Annotated in this window: 15 protein-coding genes; 3 read left to right on the top strand and 12 right to left on the bottom strand. The window is 64.5% G+C overall.

Annotated elements, in window-relative coordinates; genetic code table 11:
* Positions 1-309 precede the first annotated feature (309 nt).
* From ABEG21_RS13620 to ABEG21_RS13585, 8 genes are all read right to left on the bottom strand, one after another.
* Positions 310-1,815, bottom strand: coding sequence for an MFS transporter (locus tag ABEG21_RS13620; protein WP_347555078.1), 1,506 nt, complete (start codon positions 1,813-1,815; stop codon positions 310-312).
* Between the two features lie 114 nt (positions 1,816-1,929).
* Positions 1,930-2,379 carry an MliC family protein gene (locus tag ABEG21_RS13615; RefSeq protein WP_347555077.1) on the bottom strand — a complete coding sequence of 150 codons (450 nt, stop codon included), beginning with the start codon at positions 2,377-2,379 and terminating at the stop codon, positions 1,930-1,932.
* Positions 2,380-2,454: 75 nt separating this feature from the next.
* Positions 2,455-3,384: an amidohydrolase family protein gene (locus tag ABEG21_RS13610; RefSeq protein WP_347555076.1), complete on the bottom strand. Its 930-nt coding sequence runs from the start codon at positions 3,382-3,384 to the stop codon at positions 2,455-2,457.
* A gap of 42 nt (positions 3,385-3,426) precedes the next feature.
* Positions 3,427-4,689 (bottom strand): MFS transporter, encoded by a 1,263-nt coding sequence (locus ABEG21_RS13605; RefSeq protein ID WP_347555075.1) that lies wholly within the window; start codon positions 4,687-4,689, stop codon positions 3,427-3,429.
* A 73-nt stretch (positions 4,690-4,762) separates the two neighbouring features.
* The gene (locus ABEG21_RS13600) at positions 4,763-5,494 is read right to left on the bottom strand and encodes a GntR family transcriptional regulator (protein ID WP_347555074.1); all 732 of its coding nucleotides are present in this window, start codon (positions 5,492-5,494) and stop codon (positions 4,763-4,765) included.
* A gap of 213 nt (positions 5,495-5,707) precedes the next feature.
* Positions 5,708-6,046, bottom strand: a complete 339-nt coding sequence (locus ABEG21_RS13595; RefSeq protein WP_347555073.1) for a thioredoxin family protein — start codon at positions 6,044-6,046, stop codon at positions 5,708-5,710.
* Between the two features lie 345 nt (positions 6,047-6,391).
* Positions 6,392-7,042 (bottom strand): glycine zipper family protein, encoded by a 651-nt coding sequence (locus tag ABEG21_RS13590; RefSeq protein ID WP_347555071.1) that lies wholly within the window; start codon positions 7,040-7,042, stop codon positions 6,392-6,394.
* A gap of 207 nt (positions 7,043-7,249) precedes the next feature.
* Positions 7,250-8,239 carry a LysR family transcriptional regulator gene (locus ABEG21_RS13585; RefSeq protein WP_347555070.1) on the bottom strand — a complete coding sequence of 330 codons (990 nt, stop codon included), beginning with the start codon at positions 8,237-8,239 and terminating at the stop codon, positions 7,250-7,252.
* A 253-nt stretch (positions 8,240-8,492) separates the two neighbouring features.
* Between ABEG21_RS13585 and ABEG21_RS13580 the strand changes: the two genes are divergently transcribed.
* A complete protein-coding gene (locus tag ABEG21_RS13580; protein WP_347555069.1) occupies positions 8,493-9,212 on the top strand; it encodes a pirin family protein in 720 nt (239 codons plus the stop codon).
* Positions 9,213-9,273: 61 nt separating this feature from the next.
* Positions 9,274-13,899 (top strand): DEAD/DEAH box helicase, encoded by a 4,626-nt coding sequence (locus ABEG21_RS13575; RefSeq protein ID WP_347555068.1) that lies wholly within the window; start codon positions 9,274-9,276, stop codon positions 13,897-13,899.
* Between the two features lie 913 nt (positions 13,900-14,812).
* Here ABEG21_RS13575 and ABEG21_RS13570 read toward each other — a convergent pair.
* Both ABEG21_RS13570 and ABEG21_RS13565 read right to left on the bottom strand, forming a co-directional pair.
* On the bottom strand, positions 14,813-16,753 hold the full coding sequence (locus tag ABEG21_RS13570) for an asparagine synthase-related protein (RefSeq protein ID WP_347555067.1): 1,941 nt from the start codon (positions 16,751-16,753) through the stop codon (positions 14,813-14,815).
* A gap of 97 nt (positions 16,754-16,850) precedes the next feature.
* Positions 16,851-17,840, bottom strand: coding sequence for a lasso peptide biosynthesis B2 protein (locus ABEG21_RS13565; protein WP_347555066.1), 990 nt, complete (start codon positions 17,838-17,840; stop codon positions 16,851-16,853).
* A 172-nt stretch (positions 17,841-18,012) separates the two neighbouring features.
* Here ABEG21_RS13565 and ABEG21_RS13560 point away from each other — a divergent pair, with 172 nt between their 5' ends.
* Positions 18,013-18,813, top strand: a complete 801-nt coding sequence (locus ABEG21_RS13560) for an AroM family protein (RefSeq protein WP_347555065.1) — start codon at positions 18,013-18,015, stop codon at positions 18,811-18,813.
* Here the strand turns inward: ABEG21_RS13560 and ABEG21_RS13555 are convergent.
* Both ABEG21_RS13555 and ABEG21_RS13550 read right to left on the bottom strand, forming a co-directional pair.
* Positions 18,729-19,442 carry an amino acid ABC transporter permease gene (locus tag ABEG21_RS13555; RefSeq protein WP_347555064.1) on the bottom strand — a complete coding sequence of 238 codons (714 nt, stop codon included), beginning with the start codon at positions 19,440-19,442 and terminating at the stop codon, positions 18,729-18,731. The two genes, ABEG21_RS13560 and ABEG21_RS13555, sit on opposite strands and share 85 nt — an antisense overlap.
* On the bottom strand, positions 19,439-20,164 hold the full coding sequence (locus ABEG21_RS13550; RefSeq protein ID WP_347555063.1) for an amino acid ABC transporter permease: 726 nt from the start codon (positions 20,162-20,164) through the stop codon (positions 19,439-19,441). The genes ABEG21_RS13555 and ABEG21_RS13550 overlap by 4 nt, the downstream gene beginning before the upstream one ends.
* Positions 20,165-20,166: the final 2 nt, after the last annotated feature.

The raw sequence follows: 20,166 nt of genomic DNA, 5'->3' as shown, positions 1-20,166 counted from the left end.
GGCGCGATGCTGCCGCGCTGTCAGGCTGCGGCGGATGAGACACCGACGTGTCGGATAAGGCGCTGGAATCGATGGATGAACGTTGCTGCGCGGGCACGGGAACGAGCTCTTATAACGGTGAATGGGATAGGAAAACAATCGTCGCTTGTACAGTTCAAGGACGATGTTCCGCGCCTAGGCACGGACCCTGACCCTTTCAATTTACCCGAGCTTCAAGATTCGTGCCGCGCCGCCTTATTCTGTCAAAAAAGCGGCAGCGACGGCGCGATATCGTTTAGTAACAAGATGTTGCATGAGATCGCGAACATGCTAGCGCTGGGCGCGGCTCAGACTGCAGAGGCCGGCGAGGAGCGCCATGCCGGTGGCAATCCAGATGCCGAGCAAGGCGCCGGCACTGTCGCCGCCCGCACTGATCGCGTGCATGCCCGCGGCGTGCGTTGCCGTCAGCGGCAATACTGACTGAGCGGTCGACGCGGGTGCGTCGAGCAATCGGCCCAGCAGCAGCGCCAGGCCGCAAAGGGCCGAGCCGATCAATTGCCCGGAGACGCGGGTCGCCGCGCGTAAGGCGCCGACGCTGCCGCTGCGGCCCGGCGGCGCGGACGCGACAATGACGTAATTGTTCGGCGACTGAAAAAAACCGAACCCCGCGCCGCTCAATGCCAACAGCGCCATCAGGCAGGGCAGGCTGGCCGGGAGGACGCGCGCCGCAACCAGACCCAGTCCGATGGTCATCATCCCCTGACCGATGGCACACAGATAGGCGATGGGCACGCGCGCCGTCAGGCGGGAGGCGACCTGCGAACTGCAGGCCAGCGCGAGCGGCCAGGCGGTCATGATCAGCGCGGTATGGACCGCATCGAAGCCGACGCCGCGCTGCAAATAGAACGGTAACGATACGAAGGCCGCGCCTTGGGCCGCGAACGAACCGAAGGACGTCGCGATCGTGAATGCGTAGCGGCGTTCGCGCAGCAAGTCGAACGGCAACATCGGTTCTGCGACGTGTATCTGGCGTCGAACGAACAAATAACCGAGCAGGGCCGCAACGGCCAGCATTGCCGCGGCCTCGGCCGGGCGCTGGACGACGGCGTCGGTGCCGAACAGCAGCAGCGTGAAGAAGGCGATATTCAGTACGACCGCGGCCCAGTCGATGGACAGGAATGTCCGTTGCCATTGGGTGCGGGCAGCGGGCGTGAAGGGCGCCGGCATCTGGCCGTCGCTATGCGGCAGGCTGCGCAACCCGAAGCCCATGGCGATCACGCCCAGCGGCACATTGATCCAGAACAGCCAATGCCAACTGAGATGCAGCAGGATGGCGGCGGAAAGACTCGGCGCCGATGCCAGCGACACGGCGACGACGGTCGAGTTGGCGCCGATCGCGCGCGCGATGCGTGCCTTGGGATAGACGATCCGTATCAAGGAGGTCGTGGTGCACATCATCGCCGCGCTGCCGACCCCCTGTAACAGGCGGGTCAGTTGCAATTCCCAAAGCGTGCGCGACAGGCCGCAGCCGAGTGATGCCAGCGTGAATAGCAGAAAACCGCCTAGAAAGAAGCGCCGATAACCAATTCGGTCGGAGAGCGGCGCGAAGGGCAGTAGCAAGGTCAGCGTCACCAACATGTAAATGGTGACGATCGAGACGGAGTCCGACGAAGAAATCGCCATGTCATGCGTCAACGCCGGCAAGGCATTCTGCACGATGGCCATATCGAGATTCGCGCAGACCATCGCGATGAAGATCGACGCGCTGGCCATGTGCAATATGGCGCCCTGTAATCCGTCCTGCGGGGGTGACTCAGCGGTGCTCACGGTGCGCATGTCGGCAGTTCCGTCGGGTGCGGCGGTCGCGCCCCTGATGGTCGGACGCGGTTCAGGAGCGCGGCGACGACGCGCGATGCGTGTCGTTCCAGACTCGGGCTCGGCGGCGAGAACTTATTGCTGCGCCTTGCAGTTCGTCAGCAGGTCCGTGCCGTTTTCGCCGGAAAAATCATCTCGCAAGGTGCCCTGTGGCCCTTTGGTCCACCAGCTGTACTGTCCCGCGACGTATTTGCTGCCGGACGCGGCCGAGACGTTGACGAGAAGCATGTCGCGATCCTTTACATTGAGCAAGGCGAAGCTCTGCTCGTTCTTTGTATTGGAATAATGCACGGTCAGCGATTTGCGACCATCGCAGACATAGCGAATCGTGTTCTGGGTCCAGACCTGGATCTGCGGGACCGTGAGCGCTTTCGGCGCGGGACGACGCTCGCGCGGATGGCTGCTGTGCCGGACGGCCGCATCGGCGCCGGGCGCAGCGATCGCGGCGGTCACACCGACGCTGGCGCCGGCGAGGGCCAGCAGCAGCGCACCGGCGCGGCGCGTGCGAGTCAATCGTGCTGCCACAGTCTTTCTCCCTTCAAAACCCGTCGAAATATCGATCGGCGCCGGTCCATCGACGATGGGACGGCGCGAAGGGCACTAATTTAACAAATCCGCGCCGCTTGTGCCCGCTGGCTGACGGTCGAAACCGAATAATTCAGTCGGTGTGTCGATCAGCAGGGCGCGGCGCAGTGCCGCATCGTCGACGATCGCGTCGCGCAGCGCCACCACGGTGCGCGGATTCTCCGTCGATTCGAACTGCGTGTGCGGCCAGTCGCTGCCCCAGAGCAGCCTTTCCGGGCCGAACGCTTGCAACAAGGCGCGGTAGGCCGTGCGGGCAACGTTCACCATGGCCTCCGCGGGCGTGCCGACGGGGACGACGCGATAGGCTGCGGAGATCTTGACCCAGATCCGGTTCTCGCGATTGAACTGCGCACGCGCCGCGGCGAGCAACGCGGCAAAGCCCGGGTCCGACGTGCCGCGCAGCGGATCGAAGCGGCCGAAATGATCGACGACCAATCTCACGCCGCGTGCCAACACCAGCGGCCCGACCGACGCCAAACGCTCCGCTTCGACCTGTACTTCGAGATGCCAGTCGCGTTCCGCCATCGCATCGAGAAACGCACGCCAATGCGGCGAATCGAACGCGGGCGTCGCTTTGCCGATGAGGTTGGCCCGGACGCCGACGATGCCGGCCGCATGCCACCCGGGCAACGCGGCGAGATCGGCGACAGGGTCGGCCTGGACGATGCCGCGCAGCCGCTGCGGCGCGACCGCCAGGCTGTCGAGCAGGTATCGATTGTCGGTGCCGAGAAAACTCGGCTGCACCAGGACGCCGTGCGACAAGCCCGCGCCGTCGAGCATCGCGAGATAGTCGTACGGCGTTGCATCGTAGGACGGCGCGTAGCGGCGCTCGGCCGTCAGGGGCAGGTCACGCGTGAAAACATGCGCATGGCCGTCGATACCGAGGATGTCGGCGGCGGCCGGCGGGGAGCCGCTCGTGGCGGCTGGTGGAAACGAATCAGACATGACAGAAGATGAGGCGGAGCAACAGGACCGTTCGTGGCGGCATTAGGCTGCGGCTTGATCGGTCGTCAAGCTGCGGCCGCGCGTCTCGGGGAGCATCAGGACGGCCAGTACGACGATCGCATAGGCGAAAGCGGCGTCCACGCCGATCGCGAATCCGAGTGAGTGATTGCTGCTCAGATGCCCGACCATGACCGGGAAACCGGCGGAGACGACGCGGCCGAAGTTGTAGCAGAACCCGACACCGGTACCCCGCGAGCCTTGCGGATACAGCTCATTGAACAAGGCGCCCATGCTGGCCGGAATACCAGCGGCAAAGAATCCCAGCGGGAAGCCCAGTATCAGCATCACGATATTGGGGAGCGGCAGAAAGACATACGCCAAGACCGTGATGACGCAGCAGATCGCGAAGAGCAGGATCGTGCCGCGTCGGCCGATGCGGTCCAGCAGTTGCGAAGCGGCGATGCAGCCGAAAAAGAAGGCCGCGATGATGACGATGAGATAGCCGCCGGTGCCCATCACCGACAGATGTCGTTCCGTCTTCAGATAGGTCGGAAGCCAGGTGGTCAGCGCCGAATAGCCGCCATGCGCGCCGACGCCGAGCAAGCCGCCGATCAACGTCATCCGCAAGACGTCCGGCGCGAAGATGGCCAGTAACGGCGTACGCGCGAGCGCGGAGGTGCCTTGGCCGCCGCTTGCCGCCTGAGGCGCAGGCTGCCGCACCGGTTCCGGTACATTGCGACGGATATAGATGATCAGCAGTCCCGGCACGATGCCGAGGCCGAACATGAAACGCCAACCGATCTGCGGCGCCATGACCGAGAACACGATCGTATAGAGAATGACCGCGGCGGCCCAACCGAAGGCCCAGGCGCTTTGCACCGCGCCCATGGCCTTGCCGCGGTGCTCATTGCGGATCGTTTCCGCCATCAGCACGGCACCGGCGGCCCACTCGCCACCGAAGCCGAAGCCTTGCAGCGCCTTGAGCACAAGGAATTGCGTGTAATTTTGGGAGAACGCGGAGAGCAACGTGAACAGGGAGAACCAGATCACCGTCCATTGCAGCACGCGGACGCGACCGTAACGGTCTGCCGCCGCACCGCAGATCCAACCGCCCAGCGCGGAAGCGATCAAGGTGATGCCGCCGACGGCACCGGCCTGGGTTTTTGTGATGGCCCACTCGGCGATGATCGCCGGTATCACAAGACTGAACATCTGCAGATCGAGGGCGTCGAGCGCCCAACCGCCAAAACATGCCCAAAACGTGCGTTTCTCAGTGGGTGAAACGTCTCGGTACCAGGAAAACATTGCGACTCCGTACGTGCGTGGACCGCGCTGCCGGGAGGCAGCTATGCGATCCCTACGCGCGGTGTCGATCCGATCAGCGGATTTCTATCTCATAACTAAAGTGCGCGGCTGCCCCGCGCGACACCCGCCACTCGAGCACGCGATTGTCGTGCGCGAACGCAGTGCGCTCTATCACGACGACCGGTGCCCCCGGTGCGAGTTGCAGCTTCTCTACATCGTCCTCATCGGCTTCGCCGATGGTCAGCCTTTCACTGGCGCGGGCGACGACTTGACCGCATCGCGCCTCGTACATCGGATAAAGCAAATCGGCAAACTCCGGCAACGGCAAGTCCGCCAACGCCGAGAAAGGCGCATGAGGCAACCAGATCTGTTCGCGCACCAACGGCTGCTCGCCGACGATGCGCAGCCGCGAGAGGCGGATTGTCGGCGCACCGGCAGCAATCTGCTCGATCGACATCTTCAACGACATCGCGATCGCGGTAGGCGGCGGCAGGACGTCGCGCGCCAGAATGCGACTCTGCGGCGGCCGGCGTTGACCATCGGCGCGTTGAAATCGAAAAAATCGAAATAGCGACTGGTCGAAACTGGCGCGCCGTATGAACGTCCCGCGACCTTGAAATCGCTCGACATGCCCTTCTTGCTCCAGCACATCGATCGCTTTCCGGACTGTCCCAATGGCTACGCCGTATGCCTGCGACAAGTCCAATTCTGTCGGCAACGGCTGATCCGGCAGCCACTCCAACGCCGCGATGCGTGCGGCAATCTCGTCCCGCAGCTTCAGGTAACGAGGTAACCGGTCATCCATCACGTCTGATCTCCATTCATTTATATGATTAGTTAAATAAATCTATTCGACGACTAGGGTTTTCCCTTGTTCGATGAAATCCAAGGGAAAACCCGACTGTCTCTTTTTTCATCGTTTAGCGATGCATCGATGCGGCGTGTTGCCGTACCCGCGCCGCGCGGCCGCGAATCATACGACCATCGGGTTGTCTCATCACCCCTTTTCGATACCGTCTCAGGCGTTAGCCAATATTTGGGTTAGTGCTTCGTGTATCGGCGCGGCGGCCGTTGGACGGACCAGTCGAGACACTTCCTTGCCGTCACGCAAAAAGATGAACGTCGGCCATAGGGTCACGCGGAAACTTCGCCCGAGCGGACGGCCTTTGCCATCCTCGACTTTCCAATGCGGTAGCGGTGTCTCGGCGTGCGCGGCGAGGGCCTGCGAGAGGGGCGCTTGGGCCGCCTGGCAGTGCGGGCACCAGGGGGCGCCGAACTCCAGCAAGGCGGGGCCGGCTTGCGCGTCGATTTCCGCGCGCGGCGGTTCGATGGCGCTATAAACGGGGGCCAGGGTCATCGCGATCTCCTTTTTCGCTTTCCGGTCGTCGTGTTGATGTTTAGCCGAGCCGCGATATGCGGCGGGCGGGCGATGGCCGCGCTTAGGCTAAACCATGCGACAGACATACGGTACCGCGTTTTATTGTCAGACGACGCGATAAAGTAGTCAAATTGGTGACAGTTTGGCCAGCCGAGAGGCCATCAGGGGGCGAGGCGAAGGGGATGTTGACGCGGCATGCGCCGAGGGGCACTGCGGCGGTCGTGGCGGCCGAGCGGACTTGCGGGGAGGGGGCGAGTGACGCGGGGCACGCGATCCGTCGGGGCGACGGGATCGCGTGCCCGGTTCAGGGTGTGGCGTGACTGCTTACCACCACATCGGCCGCGGCCGACCATAGTAGTAGACCGGGCCCGGAGGCGGGGCGTAGTACGCCGGCGGCGGTGCGTAGTACACCGGCGCGGCCTGTTGCTGAATCGTGTTGCCTTTCGCCGTCATGCATTGCGCATAGGACGCGTCGTAACGGGCTTGCAGGCCTGCCGAGTCGTTCTGCGCATTGCCGGCGCCGACGGCGCTGCCGAGCAGCAGGCCCGAACCGGCACCGATCGCCGCGCCCGCGGCGGCATTGCCGCCGGCGGCGCCGATCAGCGCGCCGGCGGCCGCACCACCCAACGTACCGAGCGCCGCACCGTTGACGGCATGGTTGTTGGCATTCTGCTGCGCGGCATTCGGATCGACGGTGCGGTAAGCATAGCTTCGGCACTCGTAGTCGTCGTTCTGGAATTTCGCCAACGGCTCGCCGCGCGTTGGCAGGGCCACCACGCTGGGGCCGGTCGGCGTGACCACCGCGCAACCCGATAGCGTCACGGCGGCCAAGGCACCGACGGTGGCGGCCAGGGCGCTCCAACGCGCCGCGCCGGCGCGGCGGCCGGCATTGTCGTCATGACGTCCGCCATCAGCATCGCATGCGCGCGCATTGCGCGATTCCGGCGTCGTCGAACCCTTGCTTAGCATCATCATCACGCGTCTCGAAAAGCACATCTCATCATCGATCACCGCCTGCCCGGGCCGGCTCATGGTCGTCGTCGCGCGATGCGGCCTTCTTTTCCGGCACCGCGATGCGCAACGAATATTCCATACACAAAGCAATATACCGACCTGGACGGTATAGGCGATTACATTATTTTTACCAGCCGTTACCGTAGCGCTTCCTGGCGCGCTTTCCGATCACATTCCGGCCAGCCCATCCGGGACCAGCGCGCGTGAAAGGCGGGTACGCCACCACTTCAGCGCCTCGCCCCCCTGTCCTGCCCGCCATGCCAGCCAGAAGTGCTCGCCGGGGCGGCCGTCTTCGGTAGGCAGTTCGCATAAGGCGCCGCGCCGCAAGAGGTCTTCGACGCTTGGACGGGGAACATAGCCGTGGCCGAGTCCTGCGCGCATGCAACGGAGCTTGTCGGCCAGCGATCCCACGGTGATACGTTTTTGCCCGTTCAGCAGACCGGCGGTCCGCGCGCCGACGTCCCGCGCGCTGTCGGCGATCACGATCGCCGTGTGATCGAGCAGATCGTCCCGGGTCAGCGGTCGGGGCGCACCGTCCGGTTGCCGTTGTTGCGCGCGGTCGACAAGCGGGTGACCAGGCGCCGTACAAAAGACGAAGTCCGTCGATCCGACCGGTACCGTGCGAAAGCCATTGCCCGCGGGGTTATCCCCACTCGCGACCACCACGTCGGCGCGTCCTTCGCGTAACGCTTCCCAGACGCCGGTCATCACGCCGCTGCCGAGCCGTAGCTGTGTGCCGCATTGCAGCGCCTCGAATGCACGAATGTCATCGAGCAGGCTGTCGATCGGAATGAGAGAGTCGACGATCAGGCGTAGTTCGGATTCGAAGCCGGTGGCGACCTGGCGCATCCGCGATTCCAGGTCGGCCGCGGCGCGAAGCAACCAGCGGCCGTCTTCGATCAATTGCCGACCCGCCGGCGTCAGCGTCACGCGCGGTCCCTTGCGGATGAACAAGGCGATGCCGAGGTCCTGCTCCAGTTTGCCGATCGCATAGGACACGGTAGAGGGCACGCGGTAGAGCCGCTCCGCCGCCGCGGCGAACGAGCCGTGCCGGTCGATCGCTTCCACCAGTTCGATGGCTTCCAGCGTGATGCGCCGATGTACGCCCGCACCAAGGCGCGGCAAGGCGCTGGCGCCGTTACGGTCGGAATCTGCCATCAAGAATCTCCATCATCGAAATTTTCGAACATCGAGGGGGGACGATTTCACGATCCCTCCCTTCGCGCCGTCGCATACTTCTATTCAAGGAAAGCGCACGTCGAAGCCTAATCAGTAAGGGTTTCAGGCAAACCGCGACAGCGTATCGATCGCGTGCGTGCAGAGAAGCAGGAAAGGGGTGAATCGGCGCCGGAAACCCGGATTGGCCATTCGACTCCGCCTGACCGTGAATATAATCGAAGAGGAGGGCATCATGCTCGAACGTCGTGCAGCAAATGATCGGGGTGTGGCAAATCTGGGTTGGTTGCAATCGCGCCACACGTTTTCCTTTGGCCATTATCATGACCCGGCGCAGCAAGGTTTTTCCGACCTGCTCGTGATCAATGACGACCGCGTTCTGCCGCGCCAAGGCTTCGGCACGCACCCGCACCGGGATATGGAAATCTTCTCCTATGTGCTGGAAGGTGCGCTCGAACACAAGGATTCGATGGGCACCGGCTCGGTGATCCGTCCCGGTGACGTGCAGATGATGAGTGCCGGCACCGGCGTTCGCCATAGCGAGTACAACCATTCGGCGGAAGCAAGCGTGCACTTCCTGCAGATCTGGATCGTGCCGGGAGAGAAAGGTGTGCCGCCGCGGTATCAGCAGATCCACGTCGGCGATGCGGAAAAGCGCGGTAATTTTCGCCTGATCATCTCGCCGGATGGCGCGCAAGGATCGTTGTCGGTGCATCAGGACGCCAGCGTGTATGCCGGCTTGCTGGATGGCGCGGAAACCGCGTCGGTCCGCCTTGCACCGGGCCGCTTTGCCTATGTCCACGTCGCCCGCGGCAGCGTTACGCTGAATGGCACGGCGCTTGGGGAAGGCGATGGCGTCCGCGTGCGCGACGAGGAACTGCTGTCGTTTGCCGATGGCAAGGATGCGGAAGTGCTGGTGTTCGACCTGCGTCCGAACGAATTGCCGGACTTCTGAGGCACGGGCCGCCATCGGGGGGGGGCTTGAACGGGGCGATAAGACCCCGCATATTAGCGTCATGACCTCTCCCGACATCGGTCCCACTACACCGGCGGAATCCGTCGTTTCCGTCGACCCTTTGCAAGACTTCCACCCGGCGGTCCGGGACTGGTTTCGCGCGACGTTTGCCGCGCCGACGCCGGCCCAGGCTGCCGCCTGGCCGTTGTTGCACGCGGGACGCACGACGCTGGTGTCGGCACCCACCGGATCCGGGAAGACGTTGACGGCCTTTCTGGCGGCCCTCGACGATCTCGTCGTGCGCGGGTGCGCCTGTCTTGCCACGGGTAAGACATTGCCCGATGAAACATCGGTGCTGTATGTCTCGCCATTGAAAGCGCTGTCGAACGATATCCAAAAGAATCTCAGCGCGCCGCTGGCCGGCATCGGCGCCGCGCTGGCGCGGCAGGGGCTCCCGGTGCCCGATATCCGCACCGCCGTGCGGACCGGCGACACGCCCCAATCTGCACGCACAGCGATGGCGCGCCGGCCGCCGCATATCCTCGTGACCACGCCGGAGTCCTTGTATGTGCTCCTGGGCTCCGAGTCCGGCCGCCGCATGATGGAAACGGTGCGCACCGTCATCATCGATGAAATCCATGCGGTGGCGCCAAGCAAGCGGGGCGCGCATCTGGCGCTCAGTCTGGCGCGCCTGGATGCGCTCTGTGCGCGGTATCGGGGTGCGCCGGTGCATCCGGTCAGGGTGGGGCTGTCGGCCACGCAGAAGCCGATCACGCGGATGGCGGCCTTTCTGGCGGGCGCGCCTTTGCGCGAGGGCGTCGATCAGGCCGTGTTGTCCAAGGTCGACATCGTCGACACGGGGCATTTCCGCGCCCGCGACCTGGCGCTCGAATTGCCGCCGACGCCGTTGGACGCGGTGATGTCGAACGAAAGCTGGGAGACCGTCTACGATCGCATCGCCATGCTGGCGGCCGACCATAAGACGACGCTCGTCTTCGTCAACACGCGCCGGATGGCGGAGCGCGCGGCGCGGCATCTCGCGGATCGATTGGGCACGGGCGCCGTGGCGGCGCATCACGGCAGCATGTCCCGCGCGCATCGCCTGGACGCCGAGCAGCGCTTGAAGTCGGGTGCCTTGCGCGTCCTGATCGCCACGGCGTCGCTCGAACTCGGCATCGACATCGGCGATGTCGATCTGGTCTGCCAACTGGGCTCGCCGCGCAGTATCGGCGCCTTTCTGCAGCGGGTCGGACGGGCCGGGCATCAGGTGGGCGGCACGCCGAAAGGTCGCCTGTTTCCGACGTCGCGCGACGATTTGATCGAATGCGCCGCGCTGCTCGACTGCGTCGCGCGCAGCGAGCTGGACACGCTGCAGATACCGTCGGCACCGCTCGACGTGCTCGCGCAGCAGATCGTCGCCGAGGTGGCGCAGCAGCAATGGGACGAGACGGCCCTTTTCGAGATGGTGCGCCGCGCGACGCCCTTCGCCGCGTTGGCGCGCGAACGCTTCGACGCGGTGCTGCAGATGCTGGCGGAGGGTTTCACGACGCGTCAGGGCCCGCGCGCCGCTTATTTGCATCGCGACAGTGTCGAGGGCACGGTGCGTGCCCGTCGTAACGCGCGTTTGACGGCGGTGACGGCGGGCGGGACGATTCCGGACAATGCCGATTACACCGTGGTGTTGGAACCGCAGGCGCTTCCCATCGGCACCGTGCATGAGGACTTTGCCGTCGAGAGCCTGGCCGGCGATGTCTTCCAGTTGGGCAATACGTCCTATCGCATCATGAAGATCGAGGCGGGCAAGGTGCGCGTCGCCGACGCCCAGGGCCAGCCGCCGAACATCCCGTTCTGGCTCGGCGAAGCGCCCGGCCGCAGCGACGCGTTGTCCGAAGGCGTCGCGCGGCTGCGCGCGTCCGTCGCGCAGGCGATCGCCGCGTATCGCAGCGCCGCCGACATCGCCCGCGACGCCGCGATCGATCTCCCGGTTTCTAATCCCGGCCTGGTCGATGCCGTGGTGTCGGTGGTGGGACGAATCCCGGGCGTGGGAGACATCGCCGCCCGCCAGATCGCCGATTATCTCGCGCGAAGCTATGCGGCCCTGTCCGCCCTTCCGACGCGCGATACGCTCGTCATGGAGCGCTTTTTCGATGCGTCCGGCGGCATGCAACTGGTCCTGCACGCACCGTACGGCAGTCGCGTGAACCGTGCCTGGGGTCTGGCGCTGCGCAAACGCTTTTGCCGACATTTCAATGTCGAACTGCAGGCGGCCGCCACCGAGGATGCCATCGTCCTGTCCTTGTCGACCAGTCACAGTTTCCCGCTCGACGAGGTATGGCGTTATCTGCATAGCGCGAGCGCGGAACGTGTCCTGATTCAGGCCTTGCTCGATGCGCCGTTGTTCGGTGTGCGCTGGCGCTGGAATGCAACGACGGCGTTGGCGTTGCCGCGACAGGTTGGCGGTCGCAAGGTGGCCCCGCAACTGCAGCGGATGAAAAGCGAGGATCTGCTCGCGACGGTCTTTCCGGATCAGGCGGCCTGTCTTGAAAACATCGTCGGCGAAAGGGAACTGCCCGATCATCCGCTCGTGGACCAGACGCTGGACGACTGCCTGCACGAAGCGATGGACTGCGACGGCTGGCTGGCGCTGCTGCGGCGCATGGAGGCCGGCGACATCCAGTTGATCGCGCGCGATCTGCCGGCACCGTCGCCGATGGCAGCGGAAATTCTGCACGCACGGCCCTATGCTTTTCTCGACGATGCGCCGCTCGAAGAGCGACGCACGCAAGCGGTGATGCGCCGGCAATGGACCGACCCGGAGTCGGCCGACGATCTGGGCGCGCTGGATAGCGAGGCCATCGCCGCCGTGCGGGCGGAGGCCTGGCCGCGGGTGCGCGATGTCGACGAGATGCAGGAGGCGTTGATGCGGCTGGGCTGCATCACCGAAAACGAGGCTAGCCGCGGATCGGGTCACGCACAACAGGACGGGGACGCCGAGATCGACTGGCTGGCATTGCTGCAGAAGCTGGCGCGCTCTGGTCATGCCTTCCACGTGGTGGTGGCCCGCGATCAGGGGCAGGCGGAAACGGTGTGGTTTGCGCGAGAGCGAGCGGCGCTGATCCACACGGTCTATCCCGATCTTCGCTGGTCGAAGGCGGCGCTGGCGGTCGTGCATGCGACGCCGGCGACACGCGTTCCGGCGGATGCCGACGCCGCATTGATCGAACTGATCCAGGCCCGCCTCAGCGGTTTCGGTCCCGTGACCGTGGGCCATCTCGCGCGTCCACTCGCGTTGCCGGCGTCCGTGGTGGCCGCCGCTTTGATCGCCCTCGAAGGGCGCGGCACGGTCGTGCGCGGCCATTTCTCGCCGCATCCATCGGATGCGGCAGCGGTCGATCTCCCGGTCAGCGAAAGAGAGGAGTGGTGCGAGCGAAGCCTGCTGGCACGGATTCATCGCTATACGGTACAGCGTCTGCGGCGTGAAATAGAGCCGGTGGCGCCGCGCGATTTCATGCGCTTTCTGTTCGAGTGGCAGCGGGTTGCCGAGAGCACGCGTGGACGCGGACCGGCCGCGCTCGAAGACGTGGTGACGCAGCTCGAAGGGTATGCGGCGTCCGCGTCGGCGTGGGAGGAGCAGATTCTGCCCGCCCGATGTGCCGACTACGAGCGCGGCTGGTTGGACACACTGAGCCGTTCCGGACGCGTGACATGGGCAAGGCTCGCGAGTACGGCCAGTCGCGCGAACGCCGGCGGTCCCGCGGGGTTGGTGCGCGCGAGTGCGATCGTCCTCGTACCGCGTCAGGATCTGGGCGTATGGCGCCGTGCCGCCGCGCGCGACAGCAACGTCATCGCCGACATCGGTGATCCCGCCGGGCCGGCACCTTCGCTGCTGTCATCGCTTTCCTCGCGCGCGCAGGCCGTCTACACGCATATCGATACGCGCGGGCCGTCCTTTTTCGATACCTTGTCCGATGCCCTGCGGCTATTGCCGACGGAGCTGGAAACGGCGTTGGGCGAGCTGGTCGCGCACGGCTTGGTGCATGCCGACAGTTTTGCCGGGCTGCGCGCCTTGCTGGCGCCCGTCGCGCGTCGCAACCCGTGGGGTGGCCAGGGGGCAGGGCCACGCGGCCGTCGCCAGCATGTCCGCGTCAGCGGCGGCATGGACGACGCCGGGCGTTGGGCGCGCATGCCGACATCGGGCGCGGACGAAGTGGCGCACGTCTCCGACGATGAGATACGTGAGCACGTGGCCTGGACCCTGTTGCGGCGCTATGGCGTGATCTGCTGGCGGTTGCTCGAGCGCGAGGCGGATGGCGTGCCGCCGTGGCGCGACCTGTTGATGGTCTATCGGCGACTGGAAGCGCGTGGCGAAATACGGGGAGGGCGTTTTGTCGAAGGGCTGAGTGGCGAGCAGTTCGCCTTGCCGGAAGCGTTGCCGTTGTTGCGTGATATACGGCGCCGTCCGAACGGTGAGATATGGACGGTGATCTCGGCCGCGGATCCTTTGAATCTCGTCGGCATCGTCATCGCCGGCAATCGGATCGCATCGACGTTGGCGAATCGTATCGCCTATTGCGATGGTATCCCAATGGGATGGCTTGAAGCCGGCACGTTCCATTTCGCCTCGGCAGCCTTGCCAGAGGCGCGGGAACGCGCGCGAAGTCTGCTGGTGCAGACGCGACCTTCGTGAAAAGCACGCGGACCGAAAGGCCAAACGGGGGAGGACGGCCTTCGTCCCGGCGCGACTTCTCACTGTGCGATTCGGCGCCGCGCCGCAGAAGAACGGCGCGGCGCCGGACTGCTGTCAATACCGCTTAGTGACTACCTTCGATCAGGAAGTAACCGGTGCCGCTTTCCGGAACCAAACCGAGTAAGCCTTGCGTCGCCTGTGTGGCAACCACGCCTTGCAGTGCGCATGTCGTCATTATTGCGCCCCCTCGAACAGGAAATAGCCGGTGGTGCTTTCCGGTACGAGACCGATCAAGCCTTGGGTTGCGCGCGTAGCCGTAATGCCGTGTAGTTCGATCATCATTCTCACTCCTTGGGTCTTTGGCGTTGGATCACACTTCCGCATCGATCAGACGCTGAAGCGGCCTTGCACGCCTTCGAGGACGACGCCGTTCATGCCCTGCGTCGCCTCGGTGGCGTTAATGCCCGTCAGGCGGATACGCGCGGACGAGGGGTTCCTTGTCATCGTCTGTTTTCCGTTGAAAATGGCTCGTGAAGGCGTCACCAAACAGCATCTGCTCGGTGTCATCCGTGCGCCGGTCCTCGATCCTTCCTTTGCGCAATTGATCCTGCATGACGCCTCCTGTTGCTGCCGATGACGATGGATGCCTTGCTGTCCTTCAGCGCCTGCTCACGCATGCCTGTCTGACAAGGCCCATTTTAAAAGCGCCAGGGGCAAGCGCAACTGCGGGGTGAAGAACAAAATGCTGAATCATCCGTCCGGAGGCGGCGCATTCGATTCGCATCACGAAGCAAGCGGCGGAATCGTTTTTGAGACTGGCTTGTTTCGAGATCGAAGTGCGCTATTTTTCAAGGGGATGTATGGGGCGGATACTGCACCCCGCGCATGCCGTGCGTCCATCCTTGATGCCTGCTCAACGGCTCGCCGGTGCGAGCGAACGGGACTGCCAGGCCTGCATGAACATCTCGCAGGCATAGATCCGGTCGAGTGACAGATCGGGCGGTCGAAAACCGCTGATAGCGAGTCGGGTCGCGCGATCGCAGGCGTCGCGATCGACGAGGCCGGCTTGGGCGCACCAGCCCTCCATGACGACCTGTCGAATATGGTCTGCGTTCTCGCGCCAGCCCCGCGTAAACGGCCCCGACGTTTCGCCCTTGTCTCGGCGCCATAGATGCGGCATGCCAGACGCCGCGAAGGCGGCGCGTCGCATCGGTACGCGGTTGTGGAAACGGCTGTACAACGCATAACTCGGGTAATTCAAGACGTATTCGATCATCGGCTGCGTCAGATAAGGAAAGAAACTGCGCTTGAAACCCAGATCCGGATACATCTCGATCTCGGCGAGGTTTCCCATCAGGCCGAGCAATTGCATATGCTTGCCCGGTTGTCGTCGCAGCAAGGCACGCAAGGCGGGCAGTTGTCCGAGCCGATCCGGGGACGGGCAGGGCGTATCGATCCGAATCGTGGCGGGCGGCGCCGACTGAATCATGTCGTCGAGATTGCGCGACCGGCTCTCCTTCCAACCTTGCCGGATGACCTGCCAATACGGCGTGCGCCGGAGCAGCGCCATGTCATGGATCGCCATCGGCGCGCGTCGCCAGGCGCCGTCATGCACCGCGTCGAGCCAGGTGCTGAAGTAGGGCGGCGCAAGAAATCCGGCATCGCCGCCATAGCCGTTGAGGTGGGTCGCCCCGCTCAGATCCGCCGTGCGTTCGCGCAGTTGTTGGGACCAGTTCAGCATGATGCTGCCCTGCGAGGGTCGGGGGTGTCGCGGCATCGATGCCGTCGTCGCCAACGCCTGCGGTGGCGCATAGGGCGCCATGTCCATCGGCATCGTTCGTAGCGCAAAGCCGCAATGATCGCTGACGGCCTGTGCATAGACGATTTCATTGGAGGCGGGCGACGCGTGATCGAAGTGATTGATGCCGGTCAGATCCTGCGTGCGGCCGGCCTCGTGAAGTGCCAACGCGAGTGCGCTGGACTCAAGGCCGCCCGACAGTTCCAGTACCGTCGGATCCGCGGGCACGCTCGACAGATAGGCATCGGTCACGGTTTGCAGCAGACGAAACGCATCGAGTGACAGCGCATCGTCGCGCGCCGCCAGACGATCCGACAGGCGCGGGGATTGCGCCATGTCGATACGTTGCGGCAAGGTCGCGGCCTTCGTCGGATCGATTCGACGCAGTGCCGCGTAGGGGCTGTCCGCGCGCAACGGTCGCCATACTTCGCTGCATTGCACCGGCTGTCCCGGACGGGCTTCGAGCATGCCGCCGAGTGGAACGCTGTCGATACCGAGCAAGGCAGTGCGTCCTTCGGTGCCGTTGCCATGCAACAGCATGCTGTGCAGAAAGTGCATGTCCGGGGTGGCGGCAGCCTGGGGCGTGATGCGTATCAAGGTCGGCACGTCCGATGCGAGGTAGACGGCGGGGCGCCGCGTCGTGTCGGGCGTCTCGCTGCCGACTTGCTGAAAATACATCGGTCGCTGGCCGCATGGATCGATATACAGGCGCAGCATTGCATCCTCCTCCCGGAAGACCACCAATCGATACAGCCCCCAGCAATGAGCGGCCAGCCATTCCGGATCGTCCACCACCCATGGCACGACCGTTTCGGGGCGAACCCGCGCGTGCGTGACGACGTCGAACAGCGCGCCCACGCAGATCCAGCGATGACCGCGGTGTGTGCCTTGTGCCAGCCGTGGCGGGTCGGCATCGTCTCCCGCGATGTGCAGCGTCAATGTGATGCGGTCGTGATCGCCGCCCCACTGCAGTGCGTGCGACGCGGCGGCTGCCGATGTAGCAGCCGTTTCATCGGCGGGCGGGGATGTCGGCGGACCCAAGCGGATTGCGAGCATGACGGCTCCTGAGGGAAGCGAGGAAGAAGGGACAGCGCGCGTGAAGGACGCGCGATCGACGGTGGCGGTCGACGGGGCGGATGCATCGTTCAAGCGTTCAAGCGCTGACACCGGGCGGCGTTGCGGCGCGAGCGGCGCCCGGCATTGCTTTCGCGCTGCGCTGCCGGTAAGCGGTACGACGCGCCGGCCCGGCGTCGCGGGGGCTGCAACGCCAGCTTTGGCCATCGACGATGACGGCGAATTGGCGGCGTCGATCGAGGTCGTCGCCGACCACCGCGCCGTCATGTTCGACCCAGGCGTGTGCGGAGAAGGGACCGCCTGACACACCGATCACGAGATCGACTTCCACGCCGCGCCGCTGGCATAGGTGGACGAGCGCCGCGGACCATTCGAGGCATTTGGTGCGCCGCGGATAGAACAGGCAGGCCCGGTTCAAGGCGCTGATCGACTGCGCGATCCGTGCGCGTTCGGCAAGGCGCGCGCTGAATTCGCTCGATGCGCCGACGGCCGCCCTGTCGCGCAATGAGGCGCTCGCGGCAGGCGACGTGGTGGAGCGCGCGGCGTCCTCGAACGCGGCCTCGCCCGCCGTCGCCAAGGCCGCGCCGGTAGGCGTTGCGGAAGGCGAGGGTCTCGCAAGCGGGCGTCGCGCACGCGTCGCGCCGTAGAGCCAGCGCAGCAAGCCCGGCATCCGCGTGCGTGCGGTGATGCGATGCGATTGCCGTATGGCCCACCAGGCGCGTGCGATAAGCCAAAGCGGCAGGCCCGGTCCCAGATCCTCGGGGTTGAGGCGCCAGCCCGTGAAGCCGGTCAGCGGGGTGACGCTACGCGACGCGGCGTCGAGGGCCATCGGATCGGCCCGCTCGTAGGTGCCGGGCCGCAGCAACCCCTGCTTTTCGAAGGCGGTCGTCCATTGGGTAAGCGCCGCGTGATCGCCGGCCGCATCGGCGGGGACGCCGCCGAGCAATGTCATCAGCGCGCGCGCCTGCGTCTCGTTCAGCAGGAAATATTGGTCGTCGTGCATCGTCAACAGCGCCATCCCCTCGCACAAGGGGGCGATGTATACGCCTGCCTGCAAATGTCGGTACATGAATTCCTCGCCACTGATTGGGTGTGCGAATCATCTTATCGACTGCAACATTTTCGTCAAATAGGCCTTTGATTTATACAGGAAACGCATAATGAACGCGGTATCATGACGGCATCGGCACTGCGGCCGTGCGGCGCTTTGTCATTCACTTTTTAATGGGAAATACCGGATCATGCGTCTTGGTGTGATTACCACAGGGCAAGGCCCGCGCAACGAATACGCGGCCTATCATCGTGGCCTGGCTGCCGCGTTGGGAATGCATATCGATGTGATCGACGACCATATCCTGGACGGATTGTCGTGGGACGAGATCAAGCCGCATCTGGGCGCGGACGACGAAGATCGACTGGGCGCACACGTGCACGTGCCGGGCGCGACGGGTAATCGGCTTGGGGAGGGCTGGGATCACGTGTATGTGACCTTGTCGTGGGCCTTGCCGTATTTTCAGGCGGCGATCGACCGACTGGTCGCCCGCGGCGCCGATATGGTCCTGTTCTGTTGCGCGACGCGTTTTCCCGACGACGCGTTTACCTGTCCGGTACCGCTGATCAAACCGGCCAGCCTGATGTTGGCGGCCGTCACCGATCGCATCAACACGGCAGGGCCTGCCACGCGCAGCGGCACGCAGCCGGTGCGCTTCGGCTTGATGAGTTCGGTCGGACATGGCCGCCAGGACGTGCAACTCTGGCGTGACCAGCCGTTTGCCGCGCAACTGGCCATCGATTACGAGCCCTTCGAAGGCAACATCCTGCCGGCCGCCGAGAAGCTGGCGATGCGAGACCACGATCTCGTCGTAGTCTGGAGCTATGGTCTGGGCATGGCGGCCAGCGACGGGCTGGCCTTATCGGCACGACTGGAACAGCTGGTCCGCTGCCCCGTGCTGATGCCTCATCGCGTGGCGGCGTTGCACGCCTTGGGCTTGATGACTGCCGGTTTCGATGATCGCGCGTTCCTGGCAGCGGGATCGAGATGACGTTCGACGCGGCGCTGCAACCAGATCAACGTCGAATTGAGCAGCAGGTAGATGACGGCCGCCGCGACGAGAAACTCGACGGGGCGGTAGGTATCGGACAACAGCGCCTGCGCATTGCTGCTGAGCTCCGCCACCGATACCAGGCTGGCCAATGCCGTGCCCTTCAGATTCAGCGTCAGGTTGGAAAACAGCGAGGGCGTGGCCACCCGCAATGCTTGCGGAAAAACGACGCGTTTCAGCATATGCCAACGTGACATCCCCAGCGCACGCGCCGCCTCGTATTGCCCCGTGGGTACCGCCCGAAATCCGGCACGGAAAAATTCGATGTTGTATCCAAGCGCCGAGAAGATCAGGGCCGCGAGCGCCGACGGCAACGGATTCAGATAGATACCGAATACAGGCAGGCCGTAATACGCGAAGAACAATAGCACCAGCGTGGGCACGGCACGCGTGAACCAGCTCAGCACGGCCACCGGCCAGGACAGCCAGCGGCGCGGGCTGAGCCGTGCCAGCGCCAGCGGGATCGACAACAGCGGCGCGACGGTCCCGACCACCAGCATCAGGCCAATGGTCGTCAGGGTGCCGGTCAGCAGCAGATGCCAATGCTGGAAGACGATCGCGAAGTTCATTCCGGCACTCCGGTGGGTGCCGCCGGCGTCACCGGCGCCGGGCGGTGCGGTGCCAGGGCCCGGTCGTGGTTCAGCCAACGCTCCACGCACCATTCGGCGCACATCAGCATGCTCGACAGGGCAACGTAGAAGACCATCGCCACCAGCATCAGTTCGAATGGTTTTTGGAAGGCTTCATTGAAGCGCTCGGACAGCCCCATGATTTCCGGGACCGAGATAGCCGAGGCGATCGAGGTGCGTTTCAGCGCACTGCAGGCAAACGTGATGTAGGGGGCGATGGCGATGCGAAAGACCTGGGGCATGACGATGCGCTGCGCCATGCGGGCCCGGCTCATGCCCAGCGCCCGGGCCGCTTCGAACTGCCCGCTCGGAACGGATTCCAACGCGCCGCGAAAGATCTCGTATTCGTAGGCCATGCCGATCAGCGCGAGACCCAGTACCGCAGCCCAGAACGACGGCAGCGGCAGGCCCATTCGCGGCAACGCCAGATAGGCGAATAGCAGCACGATCAGTTCCGGCAGGCCGCGAAACAGCCAGGAGAAGGTCCCGAGGCAGAAGTGAATCACGCGTCCCTTTGTGCGTGACAGCAAGGCCAGCACGATGGCGCCCGTCGACGAGATCAGCAAGGACGTGACGAATAGCGCCAGCGTGACGCCGACGGCGCTGCTGAATCGCGGCAGCACGCGGAAGATGAAAGGCCAATCGAATGCGTATTGCATCATGG

Origin of the sequence: Robbsia sp. KACC 23696, from assembly GCF_039852015.1 — a bacterium.
Lineage (GTDB): Bacteria > Pseudomonadota > Gammaproteobacteria > Burkholderiales > Burkholderiaceae > Robbsia.
The sequence above is the reverse complement of the archived record's forward strand: the minus strand, read 5'-3'. Positions and strand labels throughout refer to the sequence as shown.